The sequence below is a fragment of the Paenibacillus sp. NN59 genome, from assembly GCF_057597225.1.
In genome coordinates, this window is sequence record NZ_CP199678.1 from 1689134 (window position 1) to 1712866 (window position 23733).

The following is a 23733-nucleotide window of genomic DNA, read 5'->3' on the forward strand; positions in this document are numbered from 1 at the left end:
ATACAAAAGTGAATAAGTCAAAATGAAACATTCAAGCGGATTCACTTATTGTTTATGCGGTTTGCTTGTATGATGAGAGGGACTCGCTTGCGCACCCGACTTATCTAAAGACATGAGGAGGACAAACCATGACTGACAAGAACGAAGCGATTCAAAAGGACGAGAACACCACAATCGACAATCTGTCGATTACAACCGTACGTACTTTGGCGATTGATGCAATTGAGAAGGCAAATTCCGGACACCCGGGTATGCCGATGGGCTCCGCTCCGATGGGGTACCAGCTTTTTGCAAAAACGATGACTCATAACCCGGACCACCCGACTTGGATTAACCGGGACCGCTTTGTGCTGTCCGCAGGACATGGCTCCATGTTGCTGTACAGCTTGCTGCACCTGAGCGGCTACGATCTTCCTATGGAAGAATTGAAACAATTCCGTCAATGGGGAAGCAAAACTCCGGGTCACCCGGAATTTGGACATACAGCTGGTGTTGATGCAACTACCGGACCACTGGGTCAAGGTATTGCAATGGCAGTTGGTATGGCTATGGCTGAAGCTCAACTGGGCGCAACTTATAACAAAGATCAATTTAACGTTGTTGATCACTACACATATGCAATCTGCGGTGATGGCGACCTGATGGAAGGCGTATCTCATGAATCTGCTTCCCTGGCTGGACGTCTGGGCCTTGGTAAACTGATCATGTTGTTCGATTCCAACGACATTACGCTGGATGGTAAACTTGATCTGTCTTCTTCCGAAAGCATCGCTAAACGTTTTGATGCGTATGGCTGGCAAGTGCTGCGTGTTGAAGACGGTAACGATCTGCCCGCAATTGAAAAAGCAATCAAAGAAGGTCAAGCAGACACAGCACGTCCTACATTGATCGAAGTGAAAACCGTTATCGGTTACGGTAGCCCGAACAAGCAGGGTAAAGGCGGCCACGGCGGTACTCACGGATCTCCACTGGGTGCAGAAGAAGCTAAACTGACTAAAGAATATTATAAATGGGTATATGAAGAAAACTTCCACGTACCAGCTGAAGTTCGCGATCACTTTGCTCAAGTAAAAGAAAAAGGTATTGCTGCAAACAAAGCATGGGACGCACAATTTGCTGAGTACAAAAAAGCATACCCTGAACTGGCTGCTCAGTTCGAAACAGCAATTAACGGTGATCTTCCAGAAGGCTGGGATCGTGATCTGCCGAAATATGCGGCAACAGACAAAGCATTGTCTACGCGTGTAGCTTCCGGTAACGCTCTGAACGGTCTTGCACACAATGTGCCTCATCTGACAGGTGGTTCTGCTGACTTGGAAAGCTCCACAATGACGCACTTGAACAACCTGGCAAACTTCACTCCGGAAGACTATTCAGGCCGTAACATCTACTTCGGTATCCGTGAATTCGGTATGGCTGGTGCGATGAACGGTATGGCACTGCACAGCGGCGTGAAAGTATTCGGCGGTACGTTCTTCGTATTTACCGACTACCTGCGTCCGGCTGTTCGTCTGGCTGCACTGATGAGCCTGCCAGTAACGTATGTTCTGACTCACGACAGTATCGCTGTTGGTGAAGATGGTCCTACGCACGAGCCGATCGAGCAATTGGCTTCCCTGCGTATCATCCCGAACCTGACGGTAATTCGTCCAGCTGACGGTAACGAAACTTCTGCAGCTTGGGCTTACGCGCTGGAGAACAAGAGCAACCCGGTTGCCTTGGTACTGACTCGTCAAAACTTGCCGATCCTCGAAGGTACTGTAGAAGGTGCACGTGAGAACGTTAAACGTGGTGCTTATGTGGTGTCCGATGCTAAAGACGGTAAAGCGGTAGCACAAATCATCGCGACAGGTTCTGAAGTACAGCTCGCTGTTAAAGCTCAAGCTGCACTTGCTGAGCAAGGGATTCAAGTTCGCGTAATCAGCATGCCTAGCTGGGATCTGTTCGAGAAACAAGACAAAGCTTACAAAGAGTCCGTTCTTCTTCCAGATGTTAAGGCTCGTCTGGCGATCGAAATGGCTTATCCAATGGGCTGGGAAAAATATGTTGGAGATCAAGGTGACATTCTCGGAATCAGCACATTCGGTGCTTCCGCGCCTGGCGACCGTGTAATCCAGGAGTATGGTTTTACTGTGGATAACGTAGTTAGCCGCGTAAAAGCATTGCTGTAATTAAAACTTTATACTTCAACAGTCTGTCATGGGCCGAACGTCTTCCGGCGCTTCTGGCTCATGACAGTTGTTATTTCCGCAGAGTCAAGGGCGGCATGGCTGCCCTGATCTGTGTTGCCTTTTGTTTTCATTAACTTCAGGGGAGCGGGTACGCATGTCACAATTGGATCAAGTCAGTGTAGTGAAAAAGGCCAACATATATTATGATGGCCAGGTAACCAGTAGAACGGTTATTTTGGGGGATGGCAGCAAAGTGACGCTAGGTATCATGCTTCCAGGTAACTATGAGTTCGGCACAGATTCCCGCGAAATTATGGAGATTCTGTCCGGCGATCTGAGAGTATTGCTTCCTGGTGAAGAAGAGTGGCAAGAGATTCAAGGCCAAGCTACATTCCACGTGCCTGCTGAATCCAAATTCAAACTGGAGATACGCAGCGTTACCGACTACGTCTGCTCGTACCCGGCGGAATAACACAAGAAGGGGAACTCGAACCGCATTGTTGCGGATTCGATTTGCCCTTTTTGCTTCTTGAATGTTAACAGCCAAGTTCGTGCATAAGCTTGTCAGCAAGTTGGATTTGAAGTATCCTTAGGACAAGTTGTTTAACATGGAAAACGGAAATAATATACCGATATCAGGAGGTTTTTGAGATCATGGCAAAAAAAGTGACATTTGACTATAGTACAGCTTTGCAATTTGTAAACCAGCACGAAGTAGACTATTTCGCTGAACCGATCCGCTTGGCTCACGAGCAACTTCATAATGGTACAGGAACAGGTTCCGACTATCTCGGTTGGATCGACCTTCCGACAGCATATGACAAAGAAGAATTTGCCCGCATCCAAAAAGCGGCTGCTAAAATCCAAAGCGATTCCGAAGTGCTGATCGTGATCGGTATCGGTGGATCATACCTGGGAGCACGCGCAGCGATCGAAATGCTGACACATTCCTTCTACAACAACTTGCCGAAAGACAAACGCAAAACTCCTGAGATTTATTTTGCAGGTAACAACATCAGCTCTACGTATGTGACACACTTGCTGGATCTGGTAGAAGGTAAAGACTTCTCCGTGAACGTTATCTCTAAATCGGGTACAACAACTGAACCAGCGATTGCATTCCGTATCTTCCGTGCAGCTCTGGAGAAAAAATACGGGAAAGAGGAAGCTCGCAAACGTATCTACGCAACAACAGATAAAGAGCGCGGAGCACTCAAAAAGCTGGCGAATGAAGAAGGTTATGAATCTTTCATCATCCCGGATGATGTAGGTGGACGTTATTCCGTACTCACAGCAGTAGGTTTGTTGCCAATCGCAACAGCAGGGATCAACATCGAAGAAATGATGCAAGGTGCAGCTGATGCTTCCAAAGAGTACAGCAATCCGAATGTAGCGGAGAACGAAGCCTATCAATATGCTGCTGTTCGTAACGCATTGTATCGTAAAGGCAAAGGAACAGAGATTCTGGTGAACTACGAGCCTTCCTTGCACTTCGTATCCGAGTGGTGGAAACAGCTCTTTGGTGAAAGCGAAGGTAAAGACTACAAGGGGATCTATCCTGCATCCGTAGATTTCTCCACAGACTTGCACTCTATGGGTCAATTCATTCAGGAAGGTAGCCGGAACATCTTCGAAACCGTTATTCAAGTCGCAGAAGTATCCGAACACATTTCCATTGAAGCTGATGCGGACGATCTGGACGGTTTGAACTTCCTGGAAGGAAAAACGATGGATTTCGTCAACAAAAAAGCATTCCAAGGAACGTTGCTCGCACATACAGATGGCCAAGTTCCAAATCTGATTGTGAACATTCCAGATATGACTCCATATTCCTTCGGATATCTGGTATACTTCTTTGAAAAAGCATGTGGCATCAGCGGATATTTGCTGGGTGTGAATCCATTTGACCAACCGGGCGTGGAAGCATACAAGAAAAATATGTTCGCATTGCTGGGCAAACCAGGCTTTGAAGAAGAGAAAGCAGCGCTCGAAGCGAGACTTTCTGAATAATTCATGGCTTCGCTCATATAGTTAAATAAAGATTGTTAAGTCCATCCGGGAATGCGAGCTTTTGCAGGGTATCGTTTCCCGGGTGTCATTAACCAAGGCAGTTCATCCGCAATATGCGGGGAACTGCTTTCTTGTAAAATGGATGATTTAAGGAAAGTTGGATTGGAAATGATTGAACGTTATCGAACGGTTCGAGGATCGGGACAACTGGAAATTGTGATCAAGAAATCACGGTTTATCGGTCATATTATGCCGGTCTCAACTGAGGAAGAAGCTATTGCTTTTATTGATGATATCAAGAAAAAGCATTGGAATGCGACACATAACTGCTCGGCGTACATGATTGGCGAGCGGGATGAGATTCAGAAGCAGTCCGATGACGGGGAGCCGAGTGGTACAGCGGGTAAACCTATTCTTGAGGTGATCAAGAATCAGCAATTAAAGAATGTAGCGATTGTTGTTACAAGATACTTCGGGGGAATCATGCTTGGCGCTGGTGGACTTATTCGTGCGTATACAGATGGTGCTGTGGCAGCGATTGAAGCAGGTGAAGCCATTACCAAAGTGTTGCATCGAGAAGTATTTGTCGAACTGGATTATACGTGGCTTGGGAAAGTGGAAAATGAGTTAAGGGGCCGGGAAGTGCGTACAGGTGAAACGGCTTTCACCGATAAAGTTACGTTAACGTGTCTTCCGCCGGATAGTGAAACCGAGGCATTTATCGCCTGGATCACGGATTTGACGCAAGGGCAATCCCGGATCACGGAGGGACAGCGGCTTTATTTTATTGAAGGGGAATAAAATATATGGCTAGAAGAGCAGTCGAACAGGAGTTGTCGAGGGAGCGGATACTGGAGGCGGCGAGGCATCTTTTTATTACCAAAGGATACCGCGCCATTTCGATGCGAAGCATCGGCCAGCATCTTGGCTATAGTCATGGGTCGCTGTATTATCATTTTAAGGAAAAAGCAGAATTGTTCTATGCGATCGTGGTAGAGGATTTCAACCATCTGGGACATCTACTGTTGCAAGCCATGGTCAGGCCGGTTGCAGGCGGCGTGAACAAAGTGGAGCATATTTTGATGGAGTTTATTCGATTTGGTCTGGAAAATCCGTATCAATACGAGATTATGTTTATGATTCGGGACGAGGAGTTATTGTCCTATTGTCGTACGGAGCAAGGACGTTGTTTCGAACTGTTTGCGTCGATTATTCGGCAGTATATGAAGGAAGAGGGCTGTGCCGAAGAAGATATTCAGCATGTGCCGCGTACTTTGTTTCTGGCTATGCACGGATTCATATCGTATCATATTCAAGACCGTTTAACGTTTGCTGAGATCGAATCCTCTGCGTTGTCTCATGTGAAAGTATTGTGCCGTAACTTGGGTCAGCAGCCTGGCGTGCAATAATTTGCCGCTTATGCCTGCCCCTACACTTCAAGGCGGTGATTGATCATAACATTAACTCTTTATTACGTTATCATGCGAAAGATATTATTTTCATACGCTGAAGATGAAGACAGGCGTTCCTAACCCCGGTACAGGGTGGAGCGCCTGTTTGTGTTTGTGTTTGTGTTTTTTGAGATGGAACTTAACCTTCCATAATTTTGATAAAATACTCCCGGTTACGCGGTCCATCAAATTCGCAAAAATAGATCCCTTGCCAACGTCCGAGAAGCAGTCTGCCTTCATGAAGGATGACAGTCTGTGATGGACCCGTAGTTATTGATTTGAGGTGAGAGGCCGTATTGCCCTCGGCATGACGATACTGTGGGTGCTCCCATGGGTACACCTCATCGAGACGTAACAAGACATCATGTTTAACATCGGGGTCGGCATTTTCATTAATAGCAATGCCAGCTGTTGTATGTGGACAATAAATGAGTACGGTGCCATTCTGCACGCCGCTGCTTTGCACAACTTGTTTGACTTCCCGTGTGATATCCTTCATTTCATCTCTTGCAAATGTTGATATATTTTGTGTGTATAACATGTCTTTCCTCCTTGTCGTTGTAATGGCTCTCCTCAATTTTAACTCCTCAGATAGTAACTTAACCACCTGAAGATCAACAAAACTCATTGATTCTACAGGTAGAAATAAACGATTTATAAAAGGATGTATACAAGGATGAAGGCTACACAAATGTTTGATTACATTGAACGGAATTTCGCCAATGTAATGTACTGAAATCGTTTATTAAAAATGGGGAAATTTGTGTATTCGAGGCATCAAATAGTTCGAATAAAAGCATTGACGATCAGCACTGCAAACTGGTAAAGTATCAGATAAGCAAAAACCAAGTAGACTAATGGGAATAATAATAAAGTAAACTTATCCAACTCAGGAAAATGTCGTATGAAGTCAGGTAGACTGCCGACCGGAGTTAAAGCCGGAGGCTGGGAGGGAACACAGTAATGAACACCGTTCTTCGTCACAAGGGATGGACTTGGGGTTTTCGCAGTACCGTATTGTTATATTTCATCGTGCTCATTGTACTTCCAATCATCGGTGTGTACGCCAATTCCTTTTCTGAAGGATGGAGCAATTTTGCTGAGAGCATCATGGACCCGATCGCATGGAAGGCGGTGCTATTAACGGTACGTCTGGCCGTGGTCGCCGCTATAATTAATGTGGTCTTAGGAACCATGATTGCCTGGGTGTTAACCAGATATCGATTCGTTGGCAGATCCTTTCTTAACAGTCTCGTCGATTTGCCTTTTGCGTTGCCGACAGCTGTAGGCGGTCTGATGATTATGCTGTTGCTCGGCCCGATCAGTGCTGTCGGGAAACTGGCTGAATCCATGGGGTTTGAAATTGTATTTCATCAGCCTGCAATTGTAATTGCGATGACCTTTGTTACCTTTCCTTTTGTCATCCGGGCAGTGCAGCCTTTGCTGGAAGAGATCGATCCTTCCGAGGAAGAGGCTTCGTACACGATGGGTGCTTCCAAGGCACGTACATTCATGCAGGTCATTCTTCCATCTATGGCTCCTGGCATGATTAGCGGCGGAATGTTGGCTTTTTCCAGGGCGCTTGCTGAATTTGGCGCAGTTGTACTGGTTGCCGGTAATATTCCGGGCAGAACACTAACCGCTTCTGTTTTTATCTATGGTGAGATTGAAAGTGATAACCCGACAGGAGCGGCCGCAGTATCCGTATTGCTTCTAACACTCTCCTTCCTGATCCTCTGGCTGATCAATCTCGTACAGATGCGGGGGAGAAGAAGATGAGAAGACTCTTAATCGGACTTACGTTTGTAGTGTTCACATTGCTGTTGATCATTCCTCTCGGACGGATTCTGATTGGCGCGTTTGAGGATGGTGCAGGCGGCTTTGTTAAAGGTATTATGCGTCCTGAGGCGCTTCACGCACTGATGATGACAGGGTTGGTCGTTCTGGTGGTTACCCTGTTAAATACACTGTTTGGCATCATGATGGCGATTTATCTGGTCCGCGCAGGATGGCTGAGTGAACGGGTGAAAGGACTGCTTAACAGCATTGTCGATTTACCTTATGCGGTATCGCCGGTTATTGGCGGTTTGATGATTGTTTTGTTGCTTGGACCAAACAGCATCATGGGAGGATTTTTTGAGGGCATCGGATTTAATGTGGTGTACGCTTTTCCAGGGATGGTTATTGCCACGTTGTTCGTTACGTTCCCGTTGATGGTAAGGGAAGTTATGCCCGTCCTGCAAGAGCTAGGTTCGCAGCAGGAAGAGGCGGCTTCCACACTTGGAGCCTATGGCTGGAGAACGTTTTGGAGTGTTACCTGGCCTTCCATCCGCTGGGCAGTGGTCTATGGTCTAGTTCTGACGGTAGCGCGTTCACTGGGAGAATTCGGGGCGGTATTGGTCGTATCCGGTAACATTATGAATAAAACGCAGACAGCAACAACACTGGTGTATCAGGATGTAGAGAATTTCAACGTGTCAGCCGCAAACGGTGTGGCATTGGTGCTGGTAACCTTCTCCGTAGGACTGCTGCTCCTGATGGAATGGGCCAAGAAGCGAAAGGAAGTGCATTAAGATGCATGTAGAAGTTCGTGATCTGAACAAACACTTTGGTGATTTTCATGCGGTAAAAGATGTCTCGTTCGATATTGCCAAAGGACATCTGATCGGTTTGCTCGGCCCCAGCGGAGGCGGGAAAACGTCGATTCTGCGTATGCTCGCAGGGCTTGAAAGCCCAGGGTCGGGCGAGATCCGCTTCCACGGAAAAGTCGTGAATCATCTGCCGCCTCAAGAGCGAGGCATTGGATTTGTATTTCAGAACTATGCGTTGTTCAAACATATGAGTGTTTTTGATAATATTGCGTTTGGTCTCAAGGTGAAAAAGACACCCAAAGCCCAGATTCGTGATCGCGTGATGGAACTCGTTGAGCTGACTGGGCTGAAAGGTTTCGAACAGCGTTATCCGCACCAGTTGTCAGGTGGACAGCGTCAACGTGTGGCCTTTGCCAGAGCGCTTGCGCCTGAGCCACAGTTACTGCTTCTGGACGAACCGTTTGCAGCCATTGATGCAAAGATCCGTCAAGAGCTTCGTTCATGGCTGCGTGAGTTGATCGAGCGGGTAGGCATCACGTCCATCTTTGTTACTCACGATCAGGATGAAGCCATTGAAGTAGCAGATGAGATTATGATTATCAGCCAAGGTCGTTTGGAGCAAAAGGGTACCCCTTGGGATATTTATAAAAATCCGCAGACCCCATTCGTGGCGACTTTTATTGGGGAGTCTACGGTGGTGGAGGATGCCTCTCAGCTGAAAGGTTTCGAACATGCTGTGCATGGTGGCAATACGCGCGCACTGATCAGACCGGAGTATATCGAGATTGGACTCAAAAACGAGTTCACGATGTTGTCTGCAACGGAAAAAGGGATTGTGAAACATCTTCACTTCCGCGGTAGTGAATGGATGGTTGAAGTTGAGGTGGAGGGACATAAGCTCATCACCTATCGCTCATTGGAGAAAACGACACTGGAGATCGGGCAAACGATTCGTGTGCTTGTGCACCGCGCCTATTTGTTCAACGACTCGGAGAGCTGGGTTGTTGAGAACCGACTGAAAGAAGATCCGATGCCTGTCATGATCTAGAGCCTGTTATGTTAAGAATAAAGCAGAAATGAAAGAAGGAGCGGCCATGCAGACGAGCCAAAACAATAAGAAATTTATACCTTTATACGTGATCCTGATGCTTGTGCTCGTCTGTGTGACTGCCGGATGTAGCAAGCAGGAGCCAGGGCAGCCAGCCGGGGTTTCGAGTGGGGATTCTTCGAACACACTGGTTATTGGTGCATATAGCGTAGCGAAGGATGCGGTAGGTGAACTGTTGCCCAAGTTCCAGGCAGAATGGAAAGCCAAAACGGGACAGAGTATTAATTTTCAAGAGTCTTATGAAGCCTCAGGAACTCAAGCTAGAGCGATCGTCGGCGGGTTCGAAGCGGATGTAGCCTTGCTGGCGATGGAAAGTGACATCGATAAACTGGTGAAGGCCAAGCTGGTCACTACGGATTGGAAACAAACTCCGAATGAGGGCATGATTACCCGTTCGATTGTTGTTTTAGGTACACGAGCAGGCAATCCACTGGGGATTAAAGATTTTCAGGATTTAACCAAGCCTGGCGTGAAGGTGTTGTATCCTAACCCGAAAACATCCGGCGGTGCACAGTGGGATATTAATGCTATTTACGGTGCAGGATTGAAGCTGTCGGAGGAGAAAGAGGGCAAGAAAGACCCTGCCGCAGCCAAAGCATTTCTGGAAGAGGTGCACCAGAACGTTGAATCCCTTGACAAGAGTGGCCGTTCCTCGATGGCGGCATTTGAATACGGTGTAGGGGACGTCATCGTAACATACGAGAATGAATTGCTCGCTCGAATCGCAAAGGGTGTAGACTATGATATCGTGGTGCCGAAAAATACGATACTCATTGAAAATCCTGCAGTGGTGGTGGATAAATACGCTGACAAACATGGCAATCGGGAGCTGGCGGAAGCCTTTATCGCATACTTGCGGACACCTGAAGCGCAGCGTATTTTTGCGAAACACGGCTTCCGCTCGGTAGACCCGGACGTATTTGCCGAGACGAAAGAATCGTTCCCGACACCAGCGGGACTGTTTGATATCAACTATCTGGGTGGATGGGATGAGGTGCGGAAGACACTGTATTCCAAACGCGGCGTATGGTATCAGGTGCTGGCAGGACTGTAGCCCATTGAACAATGAACTATATAAGTTGAACTATTTATTTACACAATAACGGAGAGGACAGAAAAAACCTGGAAAAGCGTAGCGCTCGCCTTTATCACCGGATTTTCCCCTTTGGAAAAGGGAATCTAAAAAAATCTGGGGATAACAGCGATTGGAAGGTTATTCTGTCATCGGAGTGTTCCGTGTAAGAGAGATTAATTCAACTTATACAGGAATGTGAACCTTCATTTTACGGCATGCCGAGATGGAGGTTTTTTACTACGAAAAGGTTATAATAGGAAGTATACTAATACACATGTTGGCATAATCGTAATTGCAGAGAGGTGTGACCGTAATGAGTACAGAGATCAAATTGTCCCAAAGCACAGCGATTCGGCTGGAGCAGGCCCGCGGCAAGGGCATGCCAGAAGCGGATATATTAAAAGCGATTCAAGCCAAGGATGTAGCGGCATTTGATAGCGTATCCGAAGAGCATTATCGGTACGATACGTTTTTCTCCTATGCGGACGAGCATGGTGAGAACTTGGAAGGGGCTGTACGGAACGGGTATCGAATTACGTTTAATACACGTGGCGGCCTGGGCATCTGGCTGGAAAAAGCATTTAATCTGCAAGCAGAGAAGGATTTCACGGTGGGTGAGGGCATCATCACCGGTTTGCAGTTGACTGCAGAACAGGCTGAGGTGCTAGAGCAACGTCTGGCATGGAACTGGGTCATCACGGATGCCTTAGAGGTTCCTGCTGGCCGTGAACTGACGTTGAAACTGCGTGCGCTGGTGTGAGCGGACGCATATGGAATCATCATGTCTGAGGCTGGGTTTCTCCAGCCCGGTCAGACGACAGACTTTCCCGGCCAGCTGTGATGAGCTGTGAGTGGGGGAGTCTTTTTTTTGCAAAAGCGGAGGTAGGGGATTACAATTTACATAAAATATTTGTGGCACAACTTTGTTGATTACGAAGGAAGAGACATCACATCTGAGCTGAATCGGCTTCAGGGAGCGAGAGGGGAATGCGGAATGAATCAGCTCACATTTCTGGGCACAGGCGACGCCATGGGTGTCCCAAGGGTGTATTGTAGTTGTGAGGTATGTGCAGAGGCGAGGCAGACAGGAGAAAATCGACGAAAACGTTCATCGATCATGATTCATGATGGTAGTCACGTGGAAGATCAGCCTGAAGACGGGATGTTTATGATCGACTGCGGGCCGGACTGGCGTTCTCAGATGGAAGATCAGGGAATGCGTATGGTGCATACGTTGCTGATTACACATGCGCATTTTGATCATATTGGCGGCCTGCCGGAATGGGCGGATGCGTGCCGCTGGCTAGGCGTGAAGGGTAAGCTGTATGCCCCGCGTGAGGTAATCGTTACGATACAGGGACAATTTCCGTGGCTCGCTCGTCACATGGATTTTATGGAAACGGATAACGGGATTGAACTCGGTGGATGGACGATTCGCTCCTGGAAAGTGTGTCACGGACACAATGGATTTTCGTACGCTTATCGATTGGAACGTAGGGGGTATGCTTGGGCTTACTGTTCGGATGCTATAGATTTGAAGGAAGACGAGAAGGAACTGTTGTATGGACTGGATCTACTGGTATTGGGCACAAGTTTTGTGCATGAGCTGGCGGAGTTTTCAACGCGTTCGGTGTACGATATGCAGGAGGCGCAGGAGCTTTTGCGAGAGCTGAAGCCGGGATACACTTATTTTACACATATGTCCCATGATGTAGATGTAAGGCAGGACTATAAACTGGATCAGGGCATTACCATAGCACGAACAGGCATGACGGTGACGCTGGGCTAAGATTCGATGTCGATGTGAAATCAGGATTCGGCATTGAAATTGGAGAATTTGAGATTGAGGAATAGATTTTGTTGTAAAAAATAAATTCAGAAGAGCGTATCCTTTTCAGGAGGTTCTTCGTTTACATAATGAAACACTTAATCAGGAACAAACAAAGGGGGGCCCCCGAGATGGCCTTTGTGAAGTCCGCAGATTGCGAAGTCAACAGACTTGAGCATGAATGGAGCAACACGCGTAATTACAAGACGGATCATGTTGGAGATGGCGGAATTACCAATCAAATGAATCAAGCTAGTCCAATAAATCAGATTACTACAACGAATCAGAGATATGATATGGATTGTACAAAGGATGCTGATGGGAAACGTATTTCGCATCCCATGTTGCACGATATATTGCCTGACCTAATGGCTTCACTCTATGCATATTGCTTGTCATTGACCAAATCAGTGACAGAGACAGAGGATCTCGTACAGGAAACCTGTCTCAAGGGATTATCGTCAGAGGTGGTGCAAGCTTCCGAAAGATCAGACGCGTCTTTTAATTGGGAAGCTTATCTGATTCGGATTGCACGCAATACATGGATTGATGGAATTCGTAAGCAGGAGAAGCTTCGATCTATTCTCGCGGAGATGAAACCTGTGATGTCCGAATGTACGGAAGAAGAATCATTTGAAGAGCTGGAGACTGCGGTGCAGCTGTTAGTTCACACCTTGCCACCATGGCAACGAGCAATCTATATTTTACGTGAAATCATGGGATATAAGGCGGCAGAGACTGCCGAGATGCTGCGTACAACCGAAGGTGCCGTAAAAGCAGCATTAAACCGTGCCCGCACAGCTTTAAGTAAGATCAGGCATAAATTCGAGGAAGCAGGGATGGATGCTGCATTGGAACAGGCGACGATGGAAGAGCCCGCTGATCTGGAGCAAGAGCAGCTCCGCAGTTATCTGATGGCTTTCCGCCAAGGGGATACCGCACGTCTAATTGATCTGTGCCTGAATCGCACGGACGATCCGATGGCTGTAGCGGGTACGATTTTGCAGCAGACTCTGCCGTCTCAAGCGATGCAGCCATTGATGTACGGTTATGCCACTTCGAGCACGATTTCGATGCCTTATGGAGGTGGATATACGGTCATCATGGCTGCCTAATATAAGGAGGCGACATATATGAACGTTGTACCTTACGTAGTAGAACAGACCGCTCGCGGCGAGCGGAGTTATGATATTTATTCACGCTTGTTGAAAGACCGCATCATTATGGTGTCGGGAGAGATTGAGGATCAGATGGCCAATGCTATCGTGGCTCAATTGTTGTTTTTGAGTGCAGAAGACCCGGATAAGGATATTCAAATGTATATCAATAGTCCGGGGGGATCTGTGACAGCGGGTTTCTCGATTTATGATACGATGCAGTTTGTGAAGCCGGATATTTCGACGATCTGTACCGGTATGGCGGCGAGTTTTGGTACGATTTTGCTGGTGGGCGGCACCAAGGGGAAACGAATGGCGTTACCGAACAGCGAGATTATGATTCATCAGCCGCATGGAGGTACACGCGGGCAGGCATCCGATATGCTGATACATGCAAACCGGATTATCCAGCACCGCCAGCGTCTGAATCAGTTACTTGCAGACCATACAGGCCAGCCGCTGGAACGCATTGAAAAAGACTCGGACCGAGATTATTTCCTGACGGCAACTGAAGCCGTGGAATATGGATTGGTAGATAAGGTTGTTACAGGTGCGTAAGTGTCACCGTAAATGAAACTGAAGAAGCGAGTGGAACAGAAAACAAATATAATCGAAACAACGAATGTAAAGATTTGGACGACAGCGGACTGTCGTTCTTTTTTTTGTATTTTCTGATGGAGAGAAGAAAAATGGATAAAAATAGGTTGACCTTAACCAGGTATATTGTGTATATTATATATATACACTATGCCTGGTTATTTATATGAAACAATGGCAATGAGGTGAAGGAACGAACATGAATATACGGATATCCAATGCATCAAGCGATCCCATCTATATCCAGATTTTATCCCAGATTCGGCAGAGCATTCTGAACGGGGAACTGGCAGCAGGAGATCACCTGCCTTCCATCCGTCAACTTGCGAAGGATTTGCAAGTCAGCGTCATTACGACGAAACGTGTATATGAAGAACTGGAAAAAGAGCAACTGATTGATTCCGTGGTTGGCAAGGGAAGTTTTGTATCCGGCGCAAATCAGGATTTTATCCGGGAGAGACGTATGAAACAGTTAGAAGCGAAGATGCTTGAGGTTATTCAGGAGAGCAAGGAACTGGGCATGAGCGCACAGGATTTGATTCATCATCTTACTTTGCTGTTAGAGGAGGAATAGGCAAGATGAATGCGATAGAATTGCGGAATGTTACGAAAGAGTATCCGTTATTTAAGGTGGATAACATATCCACGGATGTGAAACAGGGATTTATCACAGGGCTCATTGGCCCAAACGGAGCCGGAAAAAGTACATTAATCCGAATGATTACCGGACTCATCCATCCAGATCAGGGGACATTGCGAACGCTGGGCAGTGAGAATCCGAGCGGTGATGTGGCTGTCAAGCAGCGGCTCGGTATTGTGTCCGATGAATGCTTTTATTATGAACATTTGACCATCAGGGAGATGTCAAGGTTAATCGCTCCTTTTTACAGTCGCTGGGACCATGCCGTATTCAAGAGTTATTTGGAACAATTCGAATTGTCTCCAAAAAAGAAAATCCAGGATTTATCCAAAGGCATGAAGATCAAATTCTCGCTTGCGGTTGCCTTGTCTCATGATGCCGATCTGCTTGTCATGGATGAACCAACATCCGGTCTTGACCCGGTTTTTCGGAGAGAGCTGCTTGATCTACTGGCCGGCATGATACAGGACGAGGCCAAATCCATCATTTTCTCGACACATATTACGACGGATCTGGAGCGGATCGCGGACTATATCGCTTTTGTTAATCAAGGCAAGCTGATTTTTAATGAGGCCAAGGACGATGTGCTTGAGCGCTACACTATAGTGAAAGGGGATTTGGATCTGCTGGATGCCGATACCCGGCGTCAATTCGTGGGCATACGTGAAACATCGATTGGTTTTGAAGCGTTATCGGACAACAAAGCGGAGGCACAGCGTATGTTCGGCAGTGAGGCTCTTTTGCATAGGCCCGCGCTGGAAGACTTGATTTATTTCACGGCAAAAGGGGGACGTCAACATGCTTAATCTGCTTCGCAAAGACTTTATTGCACTGAGAAGTTCGTTGTGGATTATTGCTCTGTATGTGGTGATTTTCAGCTGGGCGTTTATCCCGAAGATGGAAATGTCCATGTATCTCGTAGGGATTTATACGGCTTTTGGCTCGATTATGCTAGCAACGATGGTGGACATCAAAAATCATAATCATAACTTTTTAGTTACGCTTCCGGTCAGTCGCAAACAGATCGTGCAAGCGAAGTACCTGTCTTCCATTCTCTATTCCCTGTTTGGAGTGCTTGTGTCCTACGGCATTCACAAAATTGTTAACCTGAACTATCCTGAACTCAACAAACCACAATATTCCCTGTTGGATATCCTTATTTCTATGGGGTTGGTATTAATACTGGTATCAATTTATATGCCACTTTTCTATGCACTTAGTAAAAAGGGAGCAGGGATTATCAATACGGTTTTCTTCGTTTGTTTAATTGTTCTTGCACAACCGACTGCCTTTATTCTTAATGTGGTGGGTAAAGAAGGGCTGATTACAACACCGATTATCTCGGGGATTGCCGTAGCCATAGTGGCTCTGTTTCTTGTATCGTATGTCGTCACGATCCGGCTATTTGAGAGAAAAGATCTGTGAGCGGATTGACTTTAGGGACTCGAAGCGGGCGCTAACGATCACAGATGAGCCTATTTGCTCCATTTCAGGTGATTTAAGAATGTAACGATCTCAGGAGGTGCTATGTTAGTTATTTCGATGGAAAATGGGTGAAAATCACATGTTTCCATTGAAATAAGGTCACTGGTGATCGTTAGCGTTGGCATGAAGTGGACATCGATGTGCCCACAGAGGAAACAGCCGTTTTGATTATAGACAAAAAGTGGTCTGACCTAAGCCTTGGACACCTTTCCCATTTTCGTTGACTCTCTGAGCTTTCGTTGACCCACTGTCAGTGGGTACATTCAGAATTCTGCACACTTCTAAGACTTGGCGAGGTTCAATCCACGCTCAATCCACTCTTCAAACACCCTGAACCCGCCTGGATTCCGGAGAGCCTTCGTCGAATGCTCTTAAGCTCTAGTCATCGATTCAAAACGAAGTATCTTTTTAACTTCTCGCCGCCAAGGTGATCAGTCTGTCCATGCCTTCCCGAATCTGCTGTTCACGGGCGTAGGAGAAGGAGAGACGGAGTTTACGGCTACCTGATGCGTGTGAGGGATCAAACACGGTGCCAGGCACAAAAGCAATGGAGTGCTCCATGCTTTGGTGTAACAACCTGCCTGTGTCGATCCCCTCGGGAAGCTCGGCCCAGATGTTCAGACCGCCCTCGGGGCGTGTCCATGTCCAGTCTGTCTCCAGCAGACACTGCTCCATCACTTCCATTCGAAGTTGAAGCGCAGTTCGAAGTTTGGACAGATGCTGGTGCATACGATCCGACTGGAAATAACGAAGAAACAGCTTCTGATTCAGTAGTGGTGATCCGTTATCTGTCAGGGCTTTAATCGCCTGGAGTCCTGCCATGAGATGTGAACGGCACATAATGGCTGCGATTCGCAGACCCGGAACAACATATTTGCTGTAGCTGCGGATGTACAGTGTATGTCCAGAAGTATCATAAGTGAAGATTGGCGCAGGCGGTTTTTCTTTAAAATAGATATCGTATGTGCTGTCATCCTCCACCAGGAAACAGCCATATTGTTCAGCCAGTTCAGGTAACTGTTTGCGTTGCTCTACAGATATACTGATGCCTGTTGGGTTTTGGAACGTCGGTGTCATATAAAAGAGGCGTGGCTTCTCTGTTTTCATCAGATGCTCAATCTGCTCCAGATCATACCCTTCGGGATGGATATCGGTAAAAACAAGCCGTGCACCCTGTTTGCGGAAAATTTCCATGGCAGGGCCGTAAGTTGGTCGCTCAATCAGTACCCGATCTCCGGGCTTGACCAGTGCACGGGAGATGACATCAATCGCCTGTTGAGCACCGGATGTAATCAGTACTTCGTCAGAGGACAGGTAGAAGCGTTCTTTTGCCGTCAAATGGCTGGCCAGACTGGTACGAAGCTCTAGATCGCCTTGGATCGTTGAGTACGTACCGAGTAGACGAGGATATTGATCTAACAGATCACGCATCAATTCGCCCCAATATCGGTTGGGTAGTAGTGCAGGATCGATTAATGATTTGGAAAACTGATATTCCGCTTCCAGTGATTGGACCCGGTCAAGTGTGTCCCAATAGAGCCAGGCCGACACGGAGGGATCATCTCCCTGATCTGTATCGGATAGTGGTTTGGCTGGACTGACGTAATAACCAGATTTGTCTCTAACATAGACGATCCCACGTTGTTTTAACTCCTGATACGCTTTGAAAACCGTTAGCCGGTGCACGCCGAGCAGTTCGGACAAGCTTCGTACCGAAGGCAGTTTTTCCTGTTCAACCCACTCCCCAGCCTCAATCCGTACCATGAGATAGTGGATAACTTGCTCGTACCGTTTCATGCTGTTGTCTGCCATCATTACCGTTCTGCTCACCCGACCCACGCTCCTTTTGATCTCCATTGTAACAGTTAATGAGAGATAACTGTTCTATTTTGTTCATTCTGTTCTATAGACTATGAGCTATGATGGAGAACAGATAAAGGAGTGGTTAACATGGTAGGGATTGCATTTACCGTAATGTGTCTCGTTTTTGGAACAACGTTTCTGGCGATTAAAATTGGTGTGGAGGCAGGCATGCCGCCTTTTCTATCTGCTGGACTGCGGTTTGTGATTGCGGGAGCTTTAATGTTTACATGGATGTGGATGAAGGGGAAAGTGAACTTGTCCCTGTTATTCCGCAAAGAAATGCTGATTACAGGTGCAGGTCTAACATTTGCGACCTTTGCTACGTTATATTGGGCGGAGCAACATGTCAGTTCCGGTGTAGGAGCTATTCTATCGGCAACAGGACCGCTGATGATTATGCTCATGCAAACGGCATTATTGCGGCAGAAAACCTCTGCCCGCATGGTGGTTGGCTGCCTGATCGGATTTACAGGCGTTGTACTAGTCGTTTTGCCAGGCGTATCGCTTGGTGCAGGTTCTTTATTTTTGTGGGGATGCATCGCGGTACTGGTGGGGGAAGTCTGTTATTCCGCAGGTACGTTATATTCCAAAAAAGTCATTCATCAATTCAGTGAGATGAATCCTGTTGCCATTAATGCGGTGCAGATGATGTATGGCGGTGTGCTGTTATTTATCCTCTCTGCACTGACGGAATCCTGGAATATGTCGGCACTGGATGTGCTACCGGCCGTGTCGTCTGTGATCTATCTGACGGTCATCGGTTCAATGGTCGGGCACAGTCTGTTCTATTGGATTATGTCACGCACTAATCCGTTGTTCCCGGCAACCTGGTTATACATATCGCCACCAATTGCCGTTGGGCTCGGTGCGATCGTGTACGGAGAGCATGTCAGCTGGGTGACATGGGTCGGTGTCGTTTTGGTTATCTCGGGGCTGTTAACCATGAATGAGAAGGTGAGTAGCTGGTTGAAGAAAGGGAGACGTACGAAGGTGATTGTGCAAGGCTCCTAGAATACCGGATGAATCTCTTCTATAGTATGATAGTAAGAGTTCTTACTTTGAGGAGTCGTGTGAAATGATGAGAAAAGTCTTCCTGAATTTCGTAACCAGTGTGGTTCTTTCTATCCTGGTATTTATTCTTGTTTTATTTTTCGTTCATATATCCGATTCAACGAATATCATGGTCTCGGTTGGGATTACTGTGTCGTTACAGATTTCTTTTTTAACTGCAGTATTGCTGGCCAAAAATAAAAAATAAAACTAGAAACAAGAAAGCCCGGAACCACAAATTATTGTGGTATCCGGGCTGTTTTTTATAAGAACTTTGGTTTATTCCGCGTTCAGTACAAACTTCTCGATAACCTCTTTAACACCGTCTTCGTTGTTGCTCGCCGTAATGTAGTCTGCTAATTCTTTCAACGCAGGGATGGCATTGCCCATCGCTACACCAAGACCGGCGACTTCCAACATCTCGTGATCGTTCCAGGAGTCACCGATGGCGATGCACTCACTAAGCTCGTGACCGAAATGGTCAGCCAGGAACGTCAGTGCGTGGCCTTTAGTACCTTCTTTATGCATAATTTCCAGGAAATACGGCTTGGATTTGGTGATGTGCACTTCAGATCCCAGCAGTTCACGAAGCTCTACAGCGACTTGGTCCAAATAATCCGGCTCATCAATAATGAGCAGTTTTGGTGTTGGTTGTTCAATGACTTTGATGAAGTCAGACTCGATGTAATATTGCGTGCCGTTTAGTTTGGCATAATCGAGCAGTTTCTGATTTTCCTCACGAGCATAGAGTTTGTCATCAATATACGTTTGCAGGTGCAGATTTTTCTCGAGGCAATAATCAAACAGTTTGCGGGAAGCTTCTTGCGGTACATAGCGCTCGTAGAGCACTTTTTCATCCAGCAGGTTTTTCACCAAAGCCCCCTGATACGTAATGATCGGGACGTTCAGCTTGGTTTGGCGTGCAAGTGCCTGTGCGGAAGCGTAAGCGCGTCCTGTTGCGAGGGTTACTACTACTCCGTGTGTTACCGCTTGCTCCAAAGCCGTTTGCGTAGCGGGCGTAACTTCCTTGTTGTCGTTAATCAGGGTGTCATCGATGTCGATGGCAATGAGTTTGTAAGTCATATGATGTTTCTCTCCTTTTTTATCTGTGTCTATTTCATTGAACGAAATAAATAGATTACACGAGTCACTCCAAACGCAGAACCACCGATGATTTACACGAACACTCCGAAGACAGAATAACCTTCCGATCGCTGTTATCCCCAGATTTTTTGAATCCCTTTTAGAAGGGAGAAAATCCGGTGATAAGCATATGCTTCCGATGTAGCTTTCTTGCAGAAAGCTTTTAGGTGAACGCTTCACTTCTCCAGGTTTTTTCTGTCTTCTCCGTTATTTTGTAAACGAATAGTTCTGCCTTTTCCGTTAGATGTGTCATCGAAAATTCGTTCAAACAACCTGTACCCATCTAAATGTCGTATTTCCTTCTTTATTTACTCTTCCAGGAAAACAAGACCGATAAAGTCTTCCAGCTCCAGGTTGCCGAAGTAATGCTTCACATCCAGACCTTCCAGGGCTGAACGCACTTCAGTCTCGTCATAACGCTTGCCGCGTAACATGTCCTCGATATCCGCTACATCGCCAACACCGAAGAAATCGCCGAAGATTTTAATATCTTCGATACGCCCATCCTTGATGTTCATGCGCAGATCGATGATGCCCACCGGGAATTTGCGGGTATGCTTCACATTGCTTTCCGGTGACAGACCATAGTTCCAGTCCCAATTGTTATAACGCTCCGCCGAGATTTCTTTAATCTTATCCCAGTCCTTCTCGGTCAGCTTGTACTGAGGAACGTCCTGCGGCTCCATGCGGAAAATGTGACGAAGCAACTCATCACGGAACTCTTCAATCGTCAGATTGGTGTCAATCAGATCACGAATGTTGGCAACGCGGCTGCGTACCGACTTGGTGCTCTTGGATTTGAATTTCTCGGGATTGACGTTCAGAGATGCCTGAACGTGCTCCAGATTCAGATCAAACATCAGCGTGCCGTGACTGAACATGCGTCCGCGGGTAGCGAATTGGGCGTTGCCCGAAATTTTCTTTTCGCCGACTTGCAGATCATTGCGCCCAGTCAACTCGGCATTGACGCCAAGTTCGTGCAGCGCTTCAACTACAGGCTGGGTGAATTTGCGGAAGTTATGGAAGGACTGACCGTCATCCGCGGTAATAAAACTGAAGTTCAGGTTGCCCAGATCGTGATACACCGCCCCGCCCCCGGAAAGACGACGTACCACCTGCACACCGTTATCCTGAACGTATTCGATATTAATCTCTTCAATCGTATTTTGGTGTTTGCCAATGATGATTGACGGACGGTTGATGTAAAACAACAGGTAGCTGTCATCCTCCATCGGCAGATGTTTCAAAATGTACTCCTCAATCGCGAGGTTTACAGAAGGATCTGTAATGCCCTGGTTATCTACAAACAGCATGGTCATTCCTCCATTAATGTATGTGAGAGGCGCGTAGCCCCTTATGTAGTGATACTCGTACAAAAGAATCAGAAAACTGAAGTTTCTGAAATTCCTCTTCTATTGTAAACGAATTGTCGTTGGGACACAAAGAAAACAAGTAGATAAAGGCGGATTTGGGCCCGACTCATGACAACCAGATGAATGGAGAAGGAATACAGGATTGACCCATCCCACGTACGCCATTCATAATAAAAAGAAGATACAGAGAGGATGACGGAAGAATGACCAGTTATATCGAAGTGTTCGGACATGGTGGAGATGTGGAGACCGCAGCTTCGAGGTTTGGAGGCAATGCAGCGGATTTTCTGGATTATAGCGCTAATATCAACCCTTTAGGCCCTCCCAAAGAGGTTTTGGAAGCATTACAGCAAGGTCTGCATTCGGTGCTTCGTTACCCTGACCCGGGCCATCGGGGATTCAAAGCGCTTCTGGGTGAACGTTTGGGAGTAACACAAGAGCAAATTTCCGTAGGGAATGGTGCGGCTGAAAGTATGGCATTGATCCTGCTGGCACTTGCTCCGCGCAAGGTTGGAACAGTGGAACCGGGTTTCTCGGAATATCGCGCTTTGGCACGGCAATTCGGTGCGGATTCTTTGCATACAGAAGGCCTTGAAGAGCTGAATTGGAAAGCGCCAGCTGAACATATCGAACAGTTGATGGAAAAGGTAGACCTGCTCTTTCTTGGACAGCCAAACAACCCAAACGGTGTACAATATCCGGTGGAGACACTGCATAGGTTAGCACGGAAAGCCGAAAAGACGGGTACCGTGCTCGTTATTGATGAAGCGTTTATCGATTTTATTCCACCGGCTCTGCGACAGTCACTTGCTCCTGATCTGAATCAATATCCGCATGTGATCATCATCCGTTCGATGACGAAGTTTTATGCGATTCCGGGCTTGCGTCTCGGATATGCTATAGGTCATTCGAAGTACATACAGGCGATGACGGAGAAACAAGTCACCTGGAGTGTCAACGGACTGGCTCTTATTGCAGGAGAAGCCTGTCTGCGTAGCGGGGAACGGTTCGAGCTGGACACGATATCGCAGATTACGATTGAACGGACACGTTTAATCCAGGCACTGGAGTCGTATGGGTGTAGCGTAACGTCTGGTGAAGCCAATTTCATTTTGGTGCGTGTGCCAGAGCCTTGGACGGCAGCTTCTATGCAGGAAGCTTTGGGGCGGCGGGGTATTCTGATTCGTAGCTGTGCCATGTATCCGGGGCTTGAGGCAGGACATGTACGTTTTGCGGTCAAAGGTGCTGAAGCCAACGACAGGTTGCTTGACGTGCTCGGAAGTGTGCTTGAACAAAGCGGGGATCAGGACGTGGATATGGCATCTGTCGATCAGGGGATTCAGCAGGGGCATACGCAACATTTTGAAAAAATAAAGGGAGGGAAGCGGTTGTGACACTCCCGTTTTATAACTATTTTACAGATGGAAATAGAGACGAGAATATCTACGTGTCCTCTTCCTGGCCGGGTCTGTACATCGCTGCCCATGAACGGCATGTTAAAGCTCAGAGCCCACAACCTGCTCTCGCACTTTCCAGCGCTGTATATGGCGGCGGGATGCTTGAATTAAACCGCGTCTTTAACATCTATGTGGACAAACACTACCGATGTGATGATCCACCCCGTGATATCGCAGAGGCGCTGTATGAATGGCAAGAGCAAGCCGATCAGTGTGCCGGATTGTTAACTGCGGTCAGATTGGAGCATACCTCTATTCAGGAGTATACGAGTTCGGATTTTGGACTGTTGTGCTGTACGACTGCAGGCGTATCCAATGCAGCACGAGCAGGTTCCGATAGAACCGTGTTTGATGTCCGTGGGAAAAAACAAAACAGAATTCCATATATCCCTGGTACGATTAATATCATGCTGTGGTTCAACGGACAGATGACCCCTGGAGCGATGGTTAATGCGGTTCAGACGGCCGTGGAGGCCAAGGCCGCTGCCCTTGCCGATGCAGGTATTGCCGATTCGGAGAACGGACTTCCTGCCACAGGTACAACAACTGATGCCATTGTATTTGCTGTACGTCAGATTTCTGCAGATGATAGCCAGCCGCTTCACTCATATGCGGGCACGGCTACTGCATTGGGAGCGGTTATCGGCAGACTGGTATATGACACGGTGACAGAAAGCCTTCAGGCCGGATTGCAATGGAAAGAAAGGAACGGACACAGTAATGACATTTGAATT

The 23733-nt window shown here is 47.1% G+C and carries 23 protein-coding genes; 19 read left to right on the plus strand and 4 right to left on the minus strand.

Annotated features, from left to right (window positions below; translation table 11 throughout):
* Positions 1-128 precede the first annotated feature (128 nt).
* The 5 genes from tkt (at position 129) to ACT89M_RS07375 (ending at position 5590) form a co-directional block, all read left to right on the plus strand.
* Positions 129-2171: a transketolase gene (gene tkt / locus ACT89M_RS07355; RefSeq protein WP_154890898.1), complete on the plus strand. Its 2043-nt coding sequence runs from the start codon at positions 129-131 to the stop codon at positions 2169-2171.
* 154 nt (positions 2172-2325) lie between these two features.
* Complete coding sequence (gene ppnP / locus ACT89M_RS07360; RefSeq protein ID WP_154890899.1) at positions 2326-2643, plus strand: pyrimidine/purine nucleoside phosphorylase; 318 nt, start codon at positions 2326-2328, stop codon at positions 2641-2643.
* Between the two features lie 182 nt (positions 2644-2825).
* A complete protein-coding gene (locus ACT89M_RS07365; RefSeq protein WP_090918059.1) occupies positions 2826-4181 on the plus strand; it encodes a glucose-6-phosphate isomerase in 1356 nt (451 codons plus the stop codon).
* Positions 4182-4349: 168 nt separating this feature from the next.
* A complete protein-coding gene (locus ACT89M_RS07370) occupies positions 4350-4982 on the plus strand; it encodes a YigZ family protein (RefSeq protein ID WP_090918449.1) in 633 nt (210 codons plus the stop codon).
* Positions 4983-4987: 5 nt separating this feature from the next.
* Positions 4988-5590 carry a TetR/AcrR family transcriptional regulator gene (locus ACT89M_RS07375; protein WP_090918057.1) on the plus strand — a complete coding sequence of 201 codons (603 nt, stop codon included), beginning with the start codon at positions 4988-4990 and terminating at the stop codon, positions 5588-5590.
* Positions 5591-5771: 181 nt separating this feature from the next.
* Here ACT89M_RS07375 and ACT89M_RS07380 read toward each other — a convergent pair whose 3' ends face one another.
* On the minus strand, positions 5772-6173 hold the full coding sequence (locus ACT89M_RS07380) for a secondary thiamine-phosphate synthase enzyme YjbQ (protein ID WP_154958489.1): 402 nt from the start codon (positions 6171-6173) through the stop codon (positions 5772-5774).
* Between the two features lie 422 nt (positions 6174-6595).
* On the opposite strand from ACT89M_RS07380, the gene cysT reads away from it, so the two are divergent.
* From cysT to ACT89M_RS07435, 11 genes are all read left to right on the plus strand, one after another.
* The gene (gene cysT / locus ACT89M_RS07385) at positions 6596-7411 is read left to right on the plus strand and encodes a sulfate ABC transporter permease subunit CysT (protein WP_090918051.1); all 816 of its coding nucleotides are present in this window, start codon (positions 6596-6598) and stop codon (positions 7409-7411) included.
* Entirely contained in the window at positions 7408-8205 is a 798-nt protein-coding gene (locus ACT89M_RS07390) for a sulfate ABC transporter permease subunit (RefSeq protein WP_154890901.1), read from the plus strand. The genes cysT and ACT89M_RS07390 overlap by 4 nt, the downstream gene beginning before the upstream one ends.
* Position 8206: 1 nt before the next feature.
* Positions 8207-9271, plus strand: coding sequence for a sulfate/molybdate ABC transporter ATP-binding protein (locus ACT89M_RS07395; RefSeq protein ID WP_154890902.1), 1065 nt, complete (start codon positions 8207-8209; stop codon positions 9269-9271).
* Between the two features lie 46 nt (positions 9272-9317).
* Positions 9318-10385 carry a sulfate ABC transporter substrate-binding protein gene (locus ACT89M_RS07400; protein WP_186809753.1) on the plus strand — a complete coding sequence of 356 codons (1068 nt, stop codon included), beginning with the start codon at positions 9318-9320 and terminating at the stop codon, positions 10383-10385.
* Positions 10386-10719: 334 nt separating this feature from the next.
* Positions 10720-11166, plus strand: coding sequence for a hypothetical protein (locus ACT89M_RS07405; protein ID WP_154890903.1), 447 nt, complete (start codon positions 10720-10722; stop codon positions 11164-11166).
* Between the two features lie 234 nt (positions 11167-11400).
* Positions 11401-12195, plus strand: a complete 795-nt coding sequence (locus tag ACT89M_RS07410; RefSeq protein WP_154890904.1) for an MBL fold metallo-hydrolase — start codon at positions 11401-11403, stop codon at positions 12193-12195.
* Between the two features lie 170 nt (positions 12196-12365).
* Positions 12366-13349 carry an RNA polymerase sigma factor gene (locus ACT89M_RS07415; RefSeq protein ID WP_261764417.1) on the plus strand — a complete coding sequence of 328 codons (984 nt, stop codon included), beginning with the start codon at positions 12366-12368 and terminating at the stop codon, positions 13347-13349.
* An 18-nt stretch (positions 13350-13367) separates the two neighbouring features.
* Positions 13368-13949, plus strand: coding sequence for an ATP-dependent Clp endopeptidase proteolytic subunit ClpP (gene clpP, locus ACT89M_RS07420; protein ID WP_090918042.1), 582 nt, complete (start codon positions 13368-13370; stop codon positions 13947-13949).
* 238 nt (positions 13950-14187) lie between these two features.
* Positions 14188-14562: a GntR family transcriptional regulator gene (locus ACT89M_RS07425; protein ID WP_090918040.1), complete on the plus strand. Its 375-nt coding sequence runs from the start codon at positions 14188-14190 to the stop codon at positions 14560-14562.
* Between the two features lie 5 nt (positions 14563-14567).
* A complete protein-coding gene (locus tag ACT89M_RS07430; RefSeq protein ID WP_253496278.1) occupies positions 14568-15434 on the plus strand; it encodes an ABC transporter ATP-binding protein in 867 nt (288 codons plus the stop codon).
* Positions 15427-16053, plus strand: a complete 627-nt coding sequence (locus ACT89M_RS07435) for an ABC-2 transporter permease (RefSeq protein WP_253496275.1) — start codon at positions 15427-15429, stop codon at positions 16051-16053. The genes ACT89M_RS07430 and ACT89M_RS07435 overlap by 8 nt, the downstream gene beginning before the upstream one ends.
* Before the next feature lie 468 nt (positions 16054-16521).
* On the opposite strand, the gene ACT89M_RS07440 is transcribed toward ACT89M_RS07435, so the two are convergent.
* Positions 16522-17943, minus strand: a complete 1422-nt coding sequence (locus ACT89M_RS07440; RefSeq protein WP_373323228.1) for an aminotransferase-like domain-containing protein — start codon at positions 17941-17943, stop codon at positions 16522-16524.
* A 120-nt stretch (positions 17944-18063) separates the two neighbouring features.
* Between ACT89M_RS07440 and ACT89M_RS07445 the strand changes: the two genes are divergently transcribed.
* Positions 18064-18987, plus strand: a complete 924-nt coding sequence (locus ACT89M_RS07445) for a DMT family transporter (protein WP_154890908.1) — start codon at positions 18064-18066, stop codon at positions 18985-18987.
* A 318-nt stretch (positions 18988-19305) separates the two neighbouring features.
* On the opposite strand, the gene ACT89M_RS07450 is transcribed toward ACT89M_RS07445, so the two are convergent.
* Together ACT89M_RS07450 and lplA are read right to left on the minus strand one after the other, a co-directional pair.
* Positions 19306-20109 carry a Cof-type HAD-IIB family hydrolase gene (locus ACT89M_RS07450; protein ID WP_154890909.1) on the minus strand — a complete coding sequence of 268 codons (804 nt, stop codon included), beginning with the start codon at positions 20107-20109 and terminating at the stop codon, positions 19306-19308.
* 368 nt (positions 20110-20477) lie between these two features.
* Positions 20478-21482 carry a lipoate--protein ligase gene (gene lplA / locus ACT89M_RS07455; protein WP_090918025.1) on the minus strand — a complete coding sequence of 335 codons (1005 nt, stop codon included), beginning with the start codon at positions 21480-21482 and terminating at the stop codon, positions 20478-20480.
* Positions 21483-21745: 263 nt separating this feature from the next.
* Here lplA and cobD point away from each other — a divergent pair, with 263 nt between their 5' ends.
* Positions 21746-22936, plus strand: coding sequence for a threonine-phosphate decarboxylase CobD (gene cobD, locus ACT89M_RS07460; protein ID WP_154982776.1), 1191 nt, complete (start codon positions 21746-21748; stop codon positions 22934-22936).
* Complete coding sequence (locus ACT89M_RS07465) at positions 22933-23730, plus strand: adenosylcobinamide amidohydrolase (protein ID WP_154982777.1); 798 nt, start codon at positions 22933-22935, stop codon at positions 23728-23730. The genes cobD and ACT89M_RS07465 overlap by 4 nt, the downstream gene beginning before the upstream one ends.
* Positions 23731-23733 lie beyond the last annotated feature (3 nt).